The sequence below is a fragment of the Rouxiella sp. T17 genome (genome assembly GCF_036663475.1).
GTDB lineage: Bacteria > Pseudomonadota > Gammaproteobacteria > Enterobacterales > Enterobacteriaceae > Rouxiella.
In genome coordinates this window covers 114,574-131,369 of the sequence record NZ_JAWUEA010000042.1, presented here as the reverse complement: position 1 = coordinate 131,369, position 16,796 = coordinate 114,574, and the positions used below count along the sequence as shown (strand labels likewise).

Annotated in this window: 15 protein-coding genes; 7 read left to right on the top strand and 8 right to left on the bottom strand. The window is 55.9% G+C overall.

Features of this window, described 5'->3' with window-relative positions:
* Positions 1-6 precede the first annotated feature (6 nt).
* The 4 genes from SC206_RS21215 to SC206_RS21200 form a co-directional block, all read right to left on the bottom strand.
* Positions 7-834: an ABC transporter ATP-binding protein gene (locus SC206_RS21215; protein ID WP_332740571.1), complete on the bottom strand. Its 828-nt coding sequence runs from the start codon at positions 832-834 to the stop codon at positions 7-9.
* A 9-nt stretch (positions 835-843) separates the two neighbouring features.
* The gene (gene ntrB / locus SC206_RS21210; RefSeq protein ID WP_332740880.1) at positions 844-1,800 is read right to left on the bottom strand and encodes a nitrate ABC transporter permease; all 957 of its coding nucleotides are present in this window, start codon (positions 1,798-1,800) and stop codon (positions 844-846) included.
* Between the two features lie 12 nt (positions 1,801-1,812).
* On the bottom strand, positions 1,813-3,060 hold the full coding sequence (locus SC206_RS21205; RefSeq protein WP_332740569.1) for a CmpA/NrtA family ABC transporter substrate-binding protein: 1,248 nt from the start codon (positions 3,058-3,060) through the stop codon (positions 1,813-1,815).
* 334 nt (positions 3,061-3,394) lie between these two features.
* A complete protein-coding gene (locus tag SC206_RS21200; RefSeq protein WP_332740568.1) occupies positions 3,395-4,681 on the bottom strand; it encodes a nitrate- and nitrite sensing domain-containing protein in 1,287 nt (428 codons plus the stop codon).
* 332 nt (positions 4,682-5,013) lie between these two features.
* Between SC206_RS21200 and hpaD the strand changes: the two genes are divergently transcribed.
* The 7 genes from hpaD to hpaI all read left to right on the top strand — a co-directional run bounded on the left by hpaD (position 5,014) and on the right by hpaI (position 12,405).
* The gene (gene hpaD, locus SC206_RS21195) at positions 5,014-6,030 is read left to right on the top strand and encodes a 3,4-dihydroxyphenylacetate 2,3-dioxygenase (RefSeq protein WP_332740566.1); all 1,017 of its coding nucleotides are present in this window, start codon (positions 5,014-5,016) and stop codon (positions 6,028-6,030) included.
* Between the two features lie 76 nt (positions 6,031-6,106).
* Entirely contained in the window at positions 6,107-7,357 is a 1,251-nt protein-coding gene (locus SC206_RS21190) for an MFS transporter (protein WP_332740564.1), read from the top strand.
* 116 nt (positions 7,358-7,473) lie between these two features.
* Entirely contained in the window at positions 7,474-8,763 is a 1,290-nt protein-coding gene (locus SC206_RS21185) for an FAD-dependent monooxygenase (RefSeq protein WP_332740562.1), read from the top strand.
* A 69-nt stretch (positions 8,764-8,832) separates the two neighbouring features.
* Complete coding sequence (locus SC206_RS21180; protein ID WP_332740560.1) at positions 8,833-9,879, top strand: amidohydrolase family protein; 1,047 nt, start codon at positions 8,833-8,835, stop codon at positions 9,877-9,879.
* A 59-nt stretch (positions 9,880-9,938) separates the two neighbouring features.
* Positions 9,939-10,823 carry a fumarylacetoacetate hydrolase family protein gene (locus SC206_RS21175; RefSeq protein WP_332740558.1) on the top strand — a complete coding sequence of 295 codons (885 nt, stop codon included), beginning with the start codon at positions 9,939-9,941 and terminating at the stop codon, positions 10,821-10,823.
* Entirely contained in the window at positions 10,817-11,620 is an 804-nt protein-coding gene (gene hpaH, locus SC206_RS21170) for a 2-oxo-hept-4-ene-1,7-dioate hydratase (RefSeq protein ID WP_332740556.1), read from the top strand. Before SC206_RS21175 ends, hpaH begins: the two co-directional genes overlap by 7 nt.
* An 8-nt stretch (positions 11,621-11,628) precedes the next feature.
* Positions 11,629-12,405, top strand: a complete 777-nt coding sequence (hpaI, locus tag SC206_RS21165; protein ID WP_332740554.1) for a 4-hydroxy-2-oxoheptanedioate aldolase — start codon at positions 11,629-11,631, stop codon at positions 12,403-12,405.
* A 155-nt stretch (positions 12,406-12,560) separates the two neighbouring features.
* Here hpaI and SC206_RS21160 read toward each other — a convergent pair whose 3' ends face one another.
* From SC206_RS21160 to SC206_RS21145, 4 genes are all read right to left on the bottom strand, one after another.
* Positions 12,561-13,421, bottom strand: a complete 861-nt coding sequence (locus tag SC206_RS21160; RefSeq protein ID WP_332740552.1) for a DUF2218 domain-containing protein — start codon at positions 13,419-13,421, stop codon at positions 12,561-12,563.
* Between the two features lie 177 nt (positions 13,422-13,598).
* Positions 13,599-13,985, bottom strand: coding sequence for a RidA family protein (locus SC206_RS21155; RefSeq protein WP_332740550.1), 387 nt, complete (start codon positions 13,983-13,985; stop codon positions 13,599-13,601).
* A gap of 94 nt (positions 13,986-14,079) precedes the next feature.
* Positions 14,080-15,432 (bottom strand): hypothetical protein, encoded by a 1,353-nt coding sequence (locus tag SC206_RS21150; RefSeq protein ID WP_332740548.1) that lies wholly within the window; start codon positions 15,430-15,432, stop codon positions 14,080-14,082.
* 115 nt (positions 15,433-15,547) lie between these two features.
* Positions 15,548-16,777: a DUF3500 domain-containing protein gene (locus SC206_RS21145; protein ID WP_332740546.1), complete on the bottom strand. Its 1,230-nt coding sequence runs from the start codon at positions 16,775-16,777 to the stop codon at positions 15,548-15,550.
* Positions 16,778-16,796 lie beyond the last annotated feature (19 nt).

The window sequence follows — 16,796 nt, the reverse complement described above, 5'->3', positions numbered from 1 at the left end:
AATCCGTTAAACCATCGCAGGCTGTTTTTCGTAGAGCTGTTTTTCGTAAAGCTGTTTTTCATACAAGAAATGCAACACCTGCTGGCGGTACTGGTGGAACAGCGGATCGTTCGCCAGCGCCAGCCGCGAACGCGGACGATCAAGCTGCACGTTCAGCACTTCGCCCACCTTGGCGGCCGGTCCGTTGGTCATCATCATGACGCGATCGGAGAGCAGCACCGCCTCGTCGACGTCGTGGGTAATCAGCAAAATAGTGGTGCGCAGGCGCTGCTGAATCTCCATCACCGCGTCCTGCAAATGCGCACGCGTCAGGGCGTCGAGCGCGCCAAAAGGCTCGTCCATCAGGAGTACGCGAGGTTTCATCGCCAGCGCGCGCGCAATCCCGACCCGCTGTTTCATGCCGCCAGAAATCTCGCCCGGCCGTTTGTCGAGCGCGTGACTCATCTGCACCAGCGCCAGATTGTGTTCAATCCACTCGTGCATCTCGGCCTTGCTCATCTGATTTTTAAACACCTGATGCACCGCCAGCGCGACGTTGTCGTAGGTGCTCAGCCACGGCAGCAGGGAGTGATTTTGAAACACCACGCCGCGCTCGGGGCCGGGGCCGGTAATCTCCTGGTTATCGCACAGCAGCACGCCTTCGGACGCCCGGCTGAGACCGGCAATCAAATTCAGCAGCGTCGATTTGCCGCAGCCTGAATGTCCAATCAGGCTCAGCGTTTCGCCTTCGACAATGTCGAACGAGACGTTGTCCAGCGCCAGAAACGGCCCTTTGGCGGTGGCAAAACTCTGGCTGACGTGTTGTACGCGAATAATCGGTTTTTCACTGTTCATCGGGTTCTCCTAGCGATTTTCGAAGCTAAAACGGCGAGCAATGGCCATTAATCCCTGCTCCAGCAGCATGCCCACCACGCCAATCAATAAAATGGCGATGATGATGTTTTCTACGTTCAGGTTGTTCCACTCGTTCCAGATCCAGAATCCGATCCCGACGCCACCGGTCAGCATTTCGGCGGCGACAATCACCAGCCACGCGATGCCAATCGACAGCCGCACGCCGGTGAGGATGTACGGCAGCACGGCGGGAAACAGGATTTTGCGCATCACGGTAAATTCACTGAGTTTCAGCACCCGCGCGACGTTGAGATAATCTTGCGGAATTCGGGTCACCCCTTCGGCGGTGTTCAGAATCATCGGCCAGATGGAACAGATAAAAATGGTCCACGCCGACGCGGGTTCTGCGCGCTGAAACAGCAGCAGGCCGATAGGCAGCCACGCCAGCGGGCTCACCGGACGCAAAAGGGAAATCAGCGGATTCAGCATGCTCGCGACAAAGCTGAAACGACCAATCAGGAAGCCGGCTGGAATACCAACCAGCGCCGCGAGACCAAAGCCCGTCGCCACGCGCTCCAGAGAAGCCAGAATGTTCCAGCCGATGCCCATGTCATTCGGCCCCGCAATGTAAAACGGATCGGCGAAAATGATTTTGGCGGCTTCCCAGGTTTTCACCGGCGTCGGAAAACCTTTGCTGTTGAGCGCGGCGATTTGCCACACCACCAGCAGCACCGCCACGCCAAGCAGGCCCGGCAACAGCTGCTGCATGAAACGACGTAACGCGGGTCGGAATTTACTCGCACTCACCGGCTTGGCTGCCGTCGAGGGTTGATTGGCGGGCGTCGCTTTTATCGACACGACCTCTTCGCCGTTAGGCTCCACACTGACTGACTCGGCGGTCAGCGGAATAATTTCAGCGCTTACCGGCATGGACTTTTTGTTCACGGACAACGGGTGGCTGCTCATCACTCATCTCTCCTATCGTTTCATCGCAAAACTGTTGGCGTAAGCGGCAGGATTAGTGCCGTCCCAGACTTTTCCGTCGAACAGGGTGCTGCTGCGCATGACGTTTGACGGCAAATTGATGCCGCCCACGGCGGTTGCCGCCTGGGTGTAAACGTCGATGCGATTGATTTTTTTCGCCACCGCCAGATAATCGGGGTCTTTGTCCAGCAGGCCCCAGCGTTTGTGTTGGGTCAGGAACCACATGCCGTCGGAGAGATACGGGAAATTGACCTGTCCGTCGTGATAAAAACGCATGCTGTGCGCGTCTTTCCATTTCTTGCCCAGCCCGTTTTCGTAATCGCCGAGCATGCGTCCTTGAATGGTTTCAACCGAAGTATTGATGTAGGCGCGCGCGGCGACGGTCTGCGCGGTTTCAAGACGATTGGCGTCCGAGCTGTCAATCCAGCGTGAGGCGTCAAGCACGGCGGCAGTGAGCGCGCGGGCGGTATTGGGATTCGCCGCTACCCAATTGGCCGTGGTGCCCAGGATTTTTTCGGGATGATCCGGCCAGATATCCTGCGTGGTGGTGGCGGTAAAACCGATATCATCGACAATCGCGCGCTGGTTCCACGGCTCGCCCACGCAGAAACCGCTCATGTTGCCGATTTTCATATTGACCACCATCTGCGGCGGCGGCACGACGACGTTGCGCACGTCATTGAAAGGATGAATGCCGAAGTTTGCCAGCCAGTAATAGAGCCACATGGCGTGGGTGCCGGTCGGAAACGTCTGCGCAAAGGTGTAGGTGCCTTTGGCGCTGGCATCGATATATTTCTTCAACGACGCGCCATCGGTGACGCCAGCCTGTTTCAGCTGGTTCGACAGCGTGATCGCCTGCCCGTTGTTGTTCAACGCCATCAGCATTGCCATGTCGTGCTGCGGCCCTGAAACGCCCATTTGCAGGCCATAGACCAGCCCATAAAGCACGTGTGCGGCGTCAAGTTCACCCGAAACCAGTTTGTCGCGCACCGACGCCCAGCTTGACTCCTTGCTGGCGATAATCTTGATGCCGTACTTCTCATCGAATTTTTTAACCGCCGCCATCACCACAGACGCGCAGTCGGTGAGCGGAATAAAACCAACGCGAATTTCTTTCTTTTCAGGCGCGTCCGAGCCTGCTGCCCAGACCGAATTCATTAAACCCGGCACCATCATGCTGCCGCCCAGCGCGGCGGTTCCTGCAATAAATCGGCGACGCGAGAGCTGCTTTTTTTCAATCATTGCGCGGTCCTTTTGAAAATAAAGAATTTGAAAATGGCCTGTCGTGACTCGGGGGTGAAAAACAGGCAAAAAAAAAGCGTCCAGTTAGCACACAGTTTCCTGTGCGCTAACGGACGCCTTTATCCGTAACCTTGACCACGCCGCCATTGGCGCGGTTCTTCTTTAATTAACAATGCAGATTGCATGCCAACTTAAAAATCTCTCCCGATAGACTATAAATCAGGGAGTTAACCAACAACCTCTGCGGTAAAAGCCTCGATTTGCACTATCAGTAATCGTTTTGCACAGCTAAATGGCACAATTTCAGTGCAACTACTCTCTTAGGAGTAGGGGTTTAGAGATCCGTTGGTTTGGCCGTTAACAGATTGGCTACCGCCAGCATCGCCTCGGCAATTTCCGCCAGCTTTTTATTTTGATTCATCGCCATGTCGCGCAGGGTTTTGTGCGCCTGCGGCTCAGTGAGGCCGTGGTGCTGCATCAGCAATCCCTTGGCGCGCTCGATAACTTTTCTTTCGCTTAACGACGCGCGTAATCCGGCCAACTCGGCGTCCAGCGCCTGCAATTGGCGAGACTGCTGCTCGACCAGCGCCAGAATAGATCGCCCGAGTTGCGGACTCATGCCGCCGGTTTGAAAGCGTTCTGAGGTTTCACCCGCTGGCGGATAGGCCATAAACACGGCGTAATGGGTCTGCGTTTGGGCGACGGGCAGGTCAAGCTCGGCGATATTTTGCTGCTGTTGCACCAGCGAATTTTCGGCCTCGACGAGGCGAGTACGGCAACATGCCATCACGGCTTTTTCGAGCAAATCCTCGAGCTTTTTCATGCCGTCGATGCGCGCAGTGGTGACCTCAAACCAGCGCAGCGCGACGTCGGTCGCCTCACCTGTCGGCGTCGCGCGGGTACAGGCAACGCGCCTGAAACGCTCGAACTCGCTGCTGTCGACCTCATTTAACTGCTGCCAAAAAGCCAGACAGCCCGGGTCGGCAAACTCGCAAAAAGTTTGAAAGCAGCGCTCCTGGCCGTCGATCATGGCGAGCAGTTGCTGGTGCGCGGCGTCGTCAAAATGGCGCGCGGCAAAGCCTGCGGCACCCAACGCCCGCTCCTGCGCCGCCAGCTCTTTGCCTTGCATAAAGCTGAACATCGCCAACAACGCGCGGGCTATCAGAGGGTCGACCGAAGAGTCAGCCGCCTCATAAACCAGCGAAAGATGGTTGTGAATGACGTCATTAAAATGGCGCATCGCCTCTGGCTGGGTGATGGTCTGCGACGCTATTTGCTGACGCAGCGCGGGCAACGTGCTCAGGCTATGCAGCACCGTGGCAATCAGGCTAAACAGTCGTGAGCCATTCGCCAGCGATTGTCCGCTTTTATCCAGCTCGCTTAGGCGGCTCATCAGCGCCTGAACGGCAAGCTGAACCTGAGAAGCGCGCTCGTTCAGGCGTTCGCCAAAATACTGCCCTTGCGAGCACAGAAAGATATTGGCGGTCCCCCTTTCGCGTTGCAGCACGTGAATAAGCTGACTGATCACCCCGACCAGTTCGCTCATGTTCAGCAGCTGCTGTAATCCGGCGATTTCACTTTTCTTGGAGGCGACGACAAAGTCCAGCGCAGAGAGAGTCATAAGGTGAGGATCCGTTTTGCAGCGTAAAAATAATAATCTGCCTAAAAATCTGCAAGAAATGTGCCACAAGCCCTTCTAGTGCTTTAAGCCCGTATCGTGCCTTTGTCCGCGCGCGCTTTCTGTCTTCTTCCTCTTCTTCCTCTGCCTTCTAAACGCTGCTCGTGGCGAATTAGTGGCCTACTTCACATCTTTGAGTTAATTCTCGTTGACCCTATCGCGATATATCTTTTAATGCGATATATCTTAATACAGTTATTGAGCAGCGCGGTCCGTACCCTACAGTTTTGGACCCATAAAAAAGATTCGCCTTAACTAACGAGAGAGCCAACCCCATGCAGCAGATTGACGATGTGGTCCTGAATCCGCCTTTCAACGTGACACGGGCCAGTCACGTAGTCCTCAATGTGAAGGATCTGGCCGCCAGCAAGCAGTTTTATACCGAATTGGTCGGGCTGGTGGTCAGTGACGAAGATGCTTCGGCTGTCTATTTGCGTGGTCTCGAAGAGCGCGGACATCACAGCCTGGTGCTGAGAAAATCCGCCGATCAGACCTGCGCACGCATCGGAATGCGGGTGCAAACCGATGACGATATCTTCCGCGCTCGCGACTATTTTTCGGCGCAGGGCATTGAAAGTCAGCTGGTCGACGTGCCTTTTCAGGGTCCGACGCTGCACGTCTCCGACAGCCTCGGCGTGCCGCTGGAGTTCTGCGCGTCGATGAGTGCCTGCGCGCGTCTGTTCAAGGAATATCATCTTTATCGCGGTGCCTGCGCGCAGCGTCTGGATCATTATCAGCTGCAAATTCCGGCCGTGAGTCAGGCGCTGGCGTTTTATCAGCCGCTGGGTTTTCGCGTCTCCGAATACACCTTCTCTAATAAGGAAGACGGCGGACAGCATCTTTGGGGGCTGTGGCTGCAACGCAAAGGTAACCCGCACGACATCGTGTTTACTCACGGTCTCGGCCCTCGTCTACACCATTTTGCCTACACGCTGCCGGATACCAACGACATGATCCGCGCCTGTGATATCGCCGGGGCGCTAGGTTATGCGCCGCAGCTCGAGCGCGGACCGGGGCGTCACGGCATCAGCGGCGCGCTGTTTGTCTACTTCCGTGACCCGGACGGTCATCGCGTCGAACTGTTTAACACTCACTATCAGCACATTGACCTCGAGCCTGCGCTTGGCTGGGATCTCGCCGACCCGAAACGTGCCGATCAGTGGGGCATGCCTGCACAGAATAAGTGGTTTAGCGAAGCCACCGAGTTTGCATCGGTGACACCGTCACAACCTGACATCAAGATTGATCCGCCGACGCTTGAGCGTTTTCTGGCGCTGTCCAACGACAGCTAGCCAACGCCCGCGAGAAGCATGGAGCTGTTGAGTGGTCGGCTCTCCCTTGAGACAACAGAGATCTGGAGTAAGGAACATGGCTGCGTTAATACAGAACAGCGTTATCAGAATACTGGTGGTGTACGCGTTGGGCGTGATGGCGGCGATGACCGTCAGCGAGGCGGTCACCGAGTTAGGATCGATTGCAAAAGAGTTTCACGTTTTTGACCACGGCAGTATCGGCATGATCATGTCGCTACCGTCACTAATGGTGGCGCTCGGCGCGCTGCTGGCCGGTTATATCGTCGACCGCGCCGGGGATCGCATCGTGCTGCTGATTGGCGCGGTAATCATCGTTATTGGCGACCTCTGCGTGGTGGCCGCGCCCGCCTTTAACCTACTACTGGCGGGTCGCGTTATCACCGGAATCGGCTACGTGCTCACCGCCGTTTCTGCCGTCACCCTGTTGATTCGCATCACGACCGGCAAGCAGCGCACCATGGCGATGGCGCTGTGGTCAACCTTTGTTCCCGCCAGTTTTCTGCTGCCGTTCCTGCTGGCCGGACTGGCGGATCACTTCAGTACCTGGCGCGCGGCGTTTGTCACTCACTCGCTGTTGACGCTGGTGCTGGCCTGTCTGGCGCTGTTTAGCCTGCCGCGCCGCACGCAGGAAGAGAAAACGATGTTCTCCCGCACTCGCCACCTCAGCGCGGTGTTGAAAAGTCCGCTGCCTTATCTGCTCGGGATCTCTTTCGGGGCCGACGCCTTCCTGCAAACCGGCATTATCTCGACCCTCGCGCCCTATCTTGCCAAAACCTACGGCGTGCCGGTGGTCGAGGTGGCGCACTGGAACGTGGTGGCGATGGTGTTCAACGGCATCGGCTGTCTGATGGTCGGCGCGCTGCTCAATCGCGGCGTCAAAGCGACCACGCTGGGCTTTGTTGGATTAGTGCTGACCGGCGCGCCCGCCTTGCTGATGTACCTGTATCCATTGGGTTTTATGCCGTCAATTTTTGCCTCGTGGGTCTTTATGTTCGGCAGCGGTTTGATGGTGGGCATGTGGGCGCTGGTGCCGGTTATCGCACCATCGAGAGAGAGCGTGGGCGCGACCAGCGGCCTGATTACTCAGCTCACCCTGATTGGCGTTTTCTTAGGTCCACCGCTTTTCATTTCGGCGCAAATCGGTTCGGCACAGACAGGCGGCTCAAGCCACGTTCTCGCCTGGATGGTGGTGGCTGGGTTGGTGATTTGTCTGGCCGGATTACCTATCTGGCTGCGCGGCCCCAACAGCCAGTTTGCGACGAAAAACAGCCCGCCGGAACATGGCACCCTTAAGGGCCACGGCTAAGTCTTCCGGTTTCAAAAACAACTTAACTCATTGATTAAACTGTTTATTAAACGAGTTATTAAACAAGTTATTAACCCCAAACAACCTTAAGTCAGTCACATCGCGAGGAACTCATTATGTTGGATATCGTCATCATTGGTGCCGGCCCGGCAGGGCTCGCTACAGCCCTAAGATTGCACCAGAAAGGCTTTCGCCCTCACCTTTACGAAGGCGTGGCGGAGATAAAACCGCTCGGCGTCGGCGTGGATATCAAGCCTTACGCCGTGAAGGAAATTACTGAGTTAGGCCTGTTTGACGAGTTTGCCGCGATTTCCGTCGAGGCGCGTGAATCGGTGTTTTACACCGGCTACGGCCAGGAAATCTTCGGCGAAAAATGTGGCCGTCATATGGGTTACGAATTTGACCAGCGCTTCGTGCACCGCGGTCGCCTGCAAATGATGCTTTATAAAGCCGTGCAGGAAAGATTAGGCAAGGACGCCATCACCTTGGGCTGTCGCTGTACCGGTTTCGAGCAGGACGAAAACGGCGTCACGCTGCGTTTTGACAACCATCTTAATCCTTCTGCGCCGACCGAAGTGCGCGCCGACGTGGTGATCGGCGTCGATGGTATCAAGTCAGTCGTGCGCGGCCAGCTGCTGCCAGAGTCTGAACGCACCCATTTTTCCGGCCTGACCCTTTATCGCGGCGTAACCGTCATGCCGCCATTCAAAACCGGCGGCAGCATCTTGCACATCGGCGACCCTATTCGTCAGGGCACCCTAATCGTCTACCCGATTCAGGACAATTTCGATGCCGAGGGAAATCAGCTGGTTAACTGGGTCATCGAACAGAATGAAAAGCCGCAAACCGAAGAGGACTGGAATCAGGAAACCGGCGTGAAAGAGATAGAGCACGTGTTTGACGATTGCAAACTCGATTTCCTCGACGTCAGCGCGATGATCCGCGATGCCCGCGAATGTTACCTGTTCCCGCTTATCGACCACGACCCGCTGCCGCAGTGGTCTTTCGGCAGAATCACCCTGCTCGGCGACGCGGCGCACGCTATGTATCCGCGCGGCGGCAACAGCGTCTGTCAGGCCTTTGTCGATGCGCGCGTAGTGGCCGAAAAACTGGCCGAAATCGCCAATCCGGTTGATGCATTCAAAGCCTACGAGCTCGAACGCCGCGAAAAAGTTAACTGGCTGGTGCTGGCCTCACGCGGTGAAGGGCCGGAAGTGGTGCGTCGCATTGTAGAACAACGCAGCGGCGGCAAACCGTTCGATGACATCGAAAACATCTTCCCGCACGACGAAGCGCTGTCGATTTTCAGTGAATATCACGCCAAAGCCGGCATGAAAATTCCGACCGAAAGCGCTGACGCGAAGCCGGGAAAATACAAATCGGTGTTCGTCACCGAGACAAAATAATCAAATTATTCAACGATATGTTAATAACAACGGCACGTTCATCATTGACTAAAAAGAAGGGATCTTGAAATGAGTAAAATTATCGATTGCAACATGCACTGGCTGCCCGGCGACCTGTTTTCCGACCAAAAGCTGCTGAATTCGTTCCTGGACTGCGTGCCAAAACAGTACGGCGTACATACGCGCGTGGAGCAGATTGAGGGCAAGGATTTGCGTCAGTTGATCATCGAACAGCCAAAAGGCTACGTGAATCTGAACTACGCGGAAGGCCAATACACGCTGGAAAGCCAGCTGGCCGACATGGAAAAGGCGGGCGTTGACCATGCGATTTTCCGCCTACCGGTTTGGCAGGAGTGGCTGGACCTCGAGACCTGTAAAAAGGTCAACAATCGCATGGCGGAATACATTAAAAACAGCGGCGGCAAGATGTCGGCGTTGGCGGTCGTTCCACCTTGGGGTACCGACGATTGCCTGCGTGAAGTCGATCGCTGCCTGAATGAGCTGGGTTTCCGCGGCGCGCAAATCGTGGCGCACTACGGCCAGATTTACCTCGACGATCAGGCTTTCCGCCCGTATTTGAAATATCTCAACAATCTGAACGTGCCGGTAGTGGTTCATCACACGCCGCTGCCGGTCGATTTTAACTCCGTGCTGCCTTATACCAACCAGCGCCGCCAGTTTGGTCGCTGCGTGGATCAGGCAACAGCGGTCGGTCGCGAGCTGTTCAGCGGCATGTTTGACGAATTGCCAAACCTGAAATTTATCCACTCCATGCTCGGCGGCGCGTTTTACGCCTTCGCAGACATGCTGGTGCCGCCTGAACATAAATTCAACGACGCGGTGGATCGCTTCCAGACCGGCACCAACAATCTGCGCGCGCAGCTGAGCAATAATATCTTCTTCGATACCTCCGGTGCGCCGCAGTGGGGCAAACATCAGCTCGAGGCGGCCGTTAAAGTCATCGGCGGCAAGAATATCCTTTACGGCAGCTCGTATCCAATCCGTAAAGACTGGTTCTTCACCGGCATCGAGACCATCAACAGCCTCGATATCACCCAGGAAGATAAGGACAATATTTTAGGCGGCAACGCCACGCGGATGTTCAAGCTCGACTAACGCCCTGCTCTGCCGTCGCCTGTTGGCGGCGGCATGCTGTCTTAATAAGGAGAACATTCGTGAAACAGCCGCAATTTGCCCGTTTTTCTCTGCTAGACGGTGAGGAGGAAAACTATGGCATCGTCACCGAGCACGGCATCATTAATTTGTCTCGCCGCTTCGGCGCGCGTTGGCCGACGCTGCACGCCGTGATTGCCGACGACGCGCTGATGACGTTGGCGCAAGAGGCCGAGCACCTGACGCCGGACCACGCGCTGCAAGACGTGGTGTTCACCATGCCGCTGCCCGAAGCCGGAAAAATTCTCTGCGTGGGCGTTAACTATCCCGATCGTAATGCCGAGTATCAAGACCAGCAGCCCGCCTTCGCCTATCCGTCGCTGTTTGTGCGTTTTCCGCGCTCGCTAACCGGCCACCAGCAGCCGTTGATTATTCCACCTGAAAGCGAACAGCTTGATTACGAAGGTGAAATTGCAATGGTTATTGGCCGCGGCGGACGACGCATTGCCGAAAGCGAGGCGCTCGACCACATCGCTGCCCTCACTTTATGCAACGAAGGCAGCGTGCGCGACTGGATGCGTCACGCCAAATTCAACGTCACCCAGGGCAAAAATTTCGATAATTCTGGCGCGATCGGCCCGTGGTTAGTGCCTTTCACCGACCCCACGCAGCTGGCCGATATTCGCCTCACGACCCGCGTGAACGGCGAACTGCGTCAGGACGATCGCACCCGTCGCATGACCTATTCCTTCGCCTGGCTGATCGCCTATATTTCAACTTTTACCACCCTTGAGCCCGGCGACATTATCGTCACCGGCACGCCGACCGGCGCGGGCGCGCGATTTGATCCCCCCGTCTGGCTTAAAGCCGGTGACGTGGTCGAGGTTGAGGCCGAGGGCTTGGGAATTCTGCGCAACACGGTTCGCCGCGAGGAGTCATCATGCTGAGCCAATGTCAGATAGCCAGCGCGGTTGAAGCGCTGGATAACGCCGAAAAAAGCCGCAGCCAGACGGCGCTGCTGTCGTTGCAATATCCGCAAATGACGCTCGACGACGCCTACGCCATTCAGGCGGCGTGGGTGAAACAAAAAAAAGCGGCGGGCCGCCAGACTATCGGCTGGAAGATTGGCCTGACTTCAAAGGCGATGCAGTACGCGCTGAATATCGAGACGCCCGACTCCGGCGTGCTGCTCGATGACATGCTGTTTGACGATGGCGCGACGATCCCCGCGACGCGGTTTATTCAGCCCCGCATTGAAGCCGAGCTGGCGTTTATTATGAAAACGTCGCTCAAAGGCCCGAACGTCAGCGTTAAAGAGGTGCTGAATGCCACCGAATTTGTGGTGCCCGCGCTGGAAATTCTCGACACCCGAATTCTGCGCAGCGACCCCGCCAGCGGCAAGGCGCGCACGATTATGGATACCGTTTCCGACAACGCCGCCAACGCCGGAATCATTCTCGGCAGCCAGTTTCTCAGGCCCGAAAACGGCGATTTGCGCTGGATGGGCGCGATTGTTTCCCGCAACGCCGTGGTGGAAGAGACCGGACTTGGCGCGGGCGTATTAAATCATCCGGCGCGCGGCATCGCCTGGTTGGCGAATCGTCTCGCCCACTATGGCGACAGCATCGAAGCCGGGCAAATCGTGCTCGCTGGCTCTTTTATTCGCCCGATTGAAGCCCGTCACGGCGACACTATTTTTGCCGACTATGGCCCGCACGGCTCGGTCAGCTGTTTTTTTGAGTGAGGTTAAAGATGACTGCACCGATTAATCTATTTAAACAGGCGCTGGCGGAAGGCCGTCCGCAGCTGGGTTTATGGCTGGCGCTGGCGAATCCTTATTCGGCTGAAATCTGCGCCGGTGCCGGTTTTGACTGGCTGCTGCTCGACGGCGAACATGCGCCGAACGACGTGCGTAGCCTGCTCGGTCAGCTACAGGCGATTTCCGGCAGCTCGAGTCAGGTGGTCGTTCGCCCGCCGATGGACGCCAGCTGGCATATTAAACAGCTGCTGGATATTGGCGCGCAAACTTTACTGATTCCGATGGTAGAAAACGCCGAGCAGGCGCAGGCGTTGGTGCGCGCCGTGCGTTATCCACCGCAGGGTATTCGTGGCGTCGGCGCGGCATTGGCGCGCGCCTCGGCGTTTAATCGCACAACGGATTATCTGCACACCGCCAACCAGCAAATTTGCCTGCTGCTGCAAATCGAAAGCCGCGCGGGCATTGAAAATCTCGAGGCGATTGCGGCAATAGATGGCGTCGACGGCGTGTTTATCGGCCCGGCAGATTTGGCCGCCGACATGGGTTTTTTAGGCAATCCGGGCGCGCCGGAAGTGCAAGAGGTGGTTGAAGCGGGATTAACACGCATTATTTCGCAGGGGAAAGCGGCGGGCATTCTCTCGGCCGATCCGGCGCTGGTGAGCCGTTATCTGCAACTGGGCGCGACTTTTGTCGCCGTGGGCAGCGACGTCGGTTTACTGGTTAACGCGTCAACGGCGCTGGTCGAAAAATTTCGCACCGAGATCCGTTAACCCCGTTATTTATTAAAAACTCTATTAAAAGCTTATTAAAAGCGTATCAAAAGTTTTATTAAATCTTTTATTAAAAACGCTATTAAAAGCGAGGTCCCGCTGCCAGAACTTGGCGGTGGGACCTCTCTAATTTATGGCATTATTTACGCTTCCGTTCATTTCCAATCAAACTGCAACACTTCCCTGACCGCCGCCTCGTTGAGATGACGTTCCATCATATTTTGCATTTCGAGAAGATGATCTTCCGACGTTGCCACCAGCGTAATCCTGAAAATGCCGTCCAGCACGTTCATTCTGACTTCACCAATGCTGATGCGAAACTGGCCGCTGCTGCCTTCTGCCACCACCGGCGTGCGGTGCTGAAAATGGCTGCACATGCGTTTTAGAAAACGCTCGGCATTTGGCGTAGCAATCTCCACCACGCGGGTTTTGGCCGTTTTCTTGGCGATCCGCGATTCGTTAAGTAATGCTTCAATGTTATCGGCCGCCGCGTGAATGTATTCGGCCATTCTGTCGATCACACTTTTACTTACCGGCTCCAGCTTGATGCGCAGGCTCAGCGCACGTTTAAGATGGTCCATCGCGGCAAGGATCTGGTCGGGCGACGCGCCGTTGCCTTCAGGCTGAACGCGTGCCATCAACATCTCAGTAAAGGCCTGATTCGCAGCCAGAAACGCGTGGCCTTCTTCAGTAATGCTGTAGCGTTTACGCCCGCCCTTTTCCAGCTCAATCTCCGTGTAACTGCGATCGTACAGCCAGGTCAGCGCCGGATAAATCACGCCCGGACTCGGCTTGTACATGCCGCCAAACCGCGCCTTCACTTCATGGATTAACTCGTAACCGTGGCTGGGCCGCTCTGCCAGCATCGCCAGCAGCAGCAAACGCAGCTCGCCGTAATCGAACACTCGGCCACGTCGGCCACGGCTGGTTTTTTGGGATTGTTCCTGCTCTTCCTGATCAGGCTGCTCGGGCTCCCTCATGGAGGTCGCCTCGTCGCGTTGCTTGTTCTGCTCCATCCATTTCTCCCTGTGAGGTGTGCGATATATCTTAAAGTAAATATATCGTAAAGGTCCGCTGGATAACATCGTTACTTAAGAATGCCGTAGAAGCGCGCTAAGCGAGTGTAGGCGATAGGGAAATGTTTCCCCATCGCGTGGGTGAAAGTTTGTGAGGTCAGCCAGCAGCCTTGCCGATTAATCGGCCAGCACGGCGATAAAATCGCATTGAATTCGGGTGTTGCCCGTGAAATTGCCGTCGAGCGTGTGGCGAGCCGGCCGTGATTCCCTGTCTGGAAACAGCGCCTCCCAATGACGGTTCACAATATCGCGCTGGGTTTTGTCACTCATCCACAGCGTGAATTTGATGATGTCGTCGAGAGAGCCGCCCGCCGCCTCAACGATATTGCGCACGTGCGTAAACATAAACTTCACCTGCTGGTCAAAATCGGCAGGCACCTGCTGCGTCTCGGGGTCGCGGCCATAAACCACCGCGGAGTAGAGCATTTGCCCCACCCGACAGGCGGCGGGTGTCGGATTGGCGTGTGGAAATCCTTCTATATAGATACTTTGTCTTCTCGACATATTTCGACTCCTCTGGGCGAGAAGGAGATCTGCCTGCATTCCCAATAGATAAAAAATCATCAGCCGATCTCCTCGTGGTGCGTGATGGGAAAGGTTATAAATCTTCGAAACTTGGTTTGTGGTCGCCGAAGCGATAAACCAGTCGTAGACGTTCGGCGCGATAGTTGCCGGTCACCGGCGAAGGCGAATGCACCACGTCAAACTCGAATTCGACGTGCAGCCGTTCGGTGATGTCATAGCCCAGCACCATAAAACCGGCGTTGATGTTTTCCGCCACCAGCGGGTAATAGACGCCGGTCGAAGGTTTGAGATTCAAACGGGTATAACCAAACACCGCCTGAATTTTCTCTTTGTGATAGATGTAGCGCACCGCCAGCGCGCTGCCCGGCTGATTGCCCGTGACCATCGAGGCCAGCGGCTGGCCGTTTTCAATCGGCGTGGTTTCATAAATGCCGTAGCTGTAAGGCGCGAAATAGGCTCCGCTCATGAAAGCGCCGTTTTTGGCTGGCACGTTGGTTCCTGAGACAAAGAAGGTGTGATTGCGCGAACGCACGCCAATCCTGCCGGAATAAAGGTCGGCATCAACGTTTCGATACGGGTAAGTTTGGTCGGAGGTATTGCCTTCGTGCAGGTATTGCGCGCCCCAGTACGGCGTCCAGCCGCCAACGCTCAGGCTCTTGATCGGGATCTCCACGCCGGCATATTCCATCTTCGCGCGCTTGTCGAAATCGTAATACCACGCTTCGGCCTTGGCATCGTAAAGCTTGCCGTAGCGCACGCCGAACGTGGTAAAACCGTTGCTATCAATCGACGGCAGCCCGGTATCTTCGACCTCGGGTGAAGCAGCATCACCTTTGCCAAATGTCTCGGAACTCTCGGGTTTAAAACGATAAATCCGATAACCGTAAAGCTTGAGATCCTTGGCCACCGGCAAGGCATAACTGCCGCCAAAGCCTTGATAAAGGCCGGGTATCATCGTTCGTTCGTCGCCGCCGTTGGCAAAAGGCGTGTCGAGGCCAATCCGTCCGGCCTGTAAATCCAGCCCATAGCCCTGATAGCGAATAAAGGCTTTGCCGAGCACGTTGACGTTATTGGAAGGCAGATAAGGTTCGGTCGCGTCGGTGCCATTTGGATTCAGGCCAAGATTGTAGGCGCCGTATTCGCCAAGCCCGAAGCTGAAGCCGTGAAATTCGGGACTGCGATACTGCACGTCGCCGCCAAACGAGCTGGTGCGTTTGTCTTGCACTGTGCCGGTAAACTCCTTGAAGAAGGTCATGGTTTGCAGGTCACCATACAGCGACCCTTGCGCCAACCAGTCGCTGAACGAGTCCGCCTGCGCGGTGTAAGGTTGTGTCGAGCCTGACGTATCGGCAAAACTGCGGCCGCAAAACAGCGCCAGAGGTAATACGGTTATTGCTGCAACTTTATATTTTATTTTAACGTCCATTGCCTGATAACCTCATTAACAGAGAGATGTTCAACTGCGTAGGGTTTTGTTTGGTATAGCTTTTTTGTATAGCTTTGTTTTATATAGCAACAGTGAATTTTGAAACGGGTCGGTCTTATTGTTGTTGTCGGTAGACGTCCAGCAAGGCCTTGCCGTAGTCATTGCCGTTGGGAAGGCGAGTAATGGTATGAATGTGAAATTTTTCCGGCTGTTCGTTGGTCAGCCACATGCCGCTGTGGTGGTCAAACTCCAGCAGCAACACGGGGCTTTGCACGCGATAATAAAAGACGTCGTCATCACCGCAGCCGCCGATCCAGTTCCACCAGGTGTTATCCAGATGCTGCTCAATCAGCTGCAACCTTGCCTGACGCGGCCCTTCGGGCAGAAAATCAAGAAACACGCCGACGAGCGTCATTAACTTTTCACGCTGTGCGTCGTTGAATTCGGTAACACAAACCCCTTCCAGCGGGATCACCCGATTGTCCTGAAACGCGCCCGCGAGATGACGCTGGTCGGCAAAATTGAAACGCTCGGGCGGCATTGACGGGTCTTCCATTTGGGCGTAAATCGTGGCTCGCCGCTGTAAATCGCCCTCCAGCGACTGCATCAACGCCAGCCCCAAACGCTCCTCTTCGGTAAACAGCGTGCAGTCCGTTTCATCGCCACGCGCAATCACGTTCGGTTCGACGCCCATAAAGGTCGGCGCTATCACCAGCTGGCGGCCCAAAATAAAGCAGCAGAACGCCACGTGATGGCCGTAAATATTCCAGCCCCACGGTTTGCCGGTGGACGGCTCGCCGAAGATCATGAAGTGAAAGCTCCAGCGATTCATGATGTTAGTCAGGTCATACAGCTCGCCGAGAAAATGGTTGGCGTCCATCAGGCGCTGCACTTTTGTAAAACCTTCGGCGCTGGTGCAGCTCTGTAATAGCCGCCAAAATGCCTGTTGCGTTGAGGCGCCAGTATCTTCGAGCCGAATGCCGTAATCGTTGAACGGAATTTCGGGGTTGTACCACGCGCGCCACTGTTTGGCGTCGATGGCGTGAGAGACGCGGTCGCGCTGCGACTCGGTGAGCGTCTCCAGCAACGCGTTGGCCGCCTCGACCGCCTCCTCCACCTCAAATCCTTCGTCGCGTAACGGATAAAGCCCCTGCTCTACCACACCGTCGGCAGTAATGCCGCGAAAAGTTTCGTCGAGCATCGCCTGCCAGTGCGCCTTGAGGTGATGCGCTTTTTCAGTGGCGAGCATCCGCGCGGCGTAGGTGCCGACATCCACGCCTTTTGCCAGAGCAATGCGGGGCGCGTCGGCGGGCATCAGGTAATCACGAAAATTATGGCTTGCCATAACAGCACTCCTGCCAGGT

Bases quoted from the DNA above. Each gene is read 5' to 3' on its own strand.
- SC206_RS21215 (WP_332740571.1), bottom strand. From the start codon at position 834: ATGAACAGTGAAAAACCGATTATTCGCGTACAACACGTCAGCCAGAGT.
- ntrB (WP_332740880.1), bottom strand. From the start codon at position 1,800: ATGAGCAGCCACCCGTTGTCCGTGAACAAAAAGTCCATGCCGGTAAGC.
- SC206_RS21205 (WP_332740569.1), bottom strand. From the start codon at position 3,060: ATGATTGAAAAAAAGCAGCTCTCGCGTCGCCGATTTATTGCAGGAACC.
- SC206_RS21200 (WP_332740568.1), bottom strand. From the start codon at position 4,681: ATGACTCTCTCTGCGCTGGACTTTGTCGTCGCCTCCAAGAAAAGTGAA.
- hpaD (WP_332740566.1), top strand. From the start codon at position 5,014: ATGCAGCAGATTGACGATGTGGTCCTGAATCCGCCTTTCAACGTGACA.
- SC206_RS21190 (WP_332740564.1), top strand. From the start codon at position 6,107: ATGGCTGCGTTAATACAGAACAGCGTTATCAGAATACTGGTGGTGTAC.
- SC206_RS21185 (WP_332740562.1), top strand. From the start codon at position 7,474: ATGTTGGATATCGTCATCATTGGTGCCGGCCCGGCAGGGCTCGCTACA.
- SC206_RS21180 (WP_332740560.1), top strand. From the start codon at position 8,833: ATGAGTAAAATTATCGATTGCAACATGCACTGGCTGCCCGGCGACCTG.
- hpaH (WP_332740556.1), top strand. From the start codon at position 10,817: ATGCTGAGCCAATGTCAGATAGCCAGCGCGGTTGAAGCGCTGGATAAC.
- hpaI (WP_332740554.1), top strand. From the start codon at position 11,629: ATGACTGCACCGATTAATCTATTTAAACAGGCGCTGGCGGAAGGCCGT.
- SC206_RS21160 (WP_332740552.1), bottom strand. From the start codon at position 13,421: ATGGAGCAGAACAAGCAACGCGACGAGGCGACCTCCATGAGGGAGCCC.
- SC206_RS21155 (WP_332740550.1), bottom strand. From the start codon at position 13,985: ATGTCGAGAAGACAAAGTATCTATATAGAAGGATTTCCACACGCCAAT.
- SC206_RS21150 (WP_332740548.1), bottom strand. From the start codon at position 15,432: ATGGACGTTAAAATAAAATATAAAGTTGCAGCAATAACCGTATTACCT.
- SC206_RS21145 (WP_332740546.1), bottom strand. From the start codon at position 16,777: ATGGCAAGCCATAATTTTCGTGATTACCTGATGCCCGCCGACGCGCCC.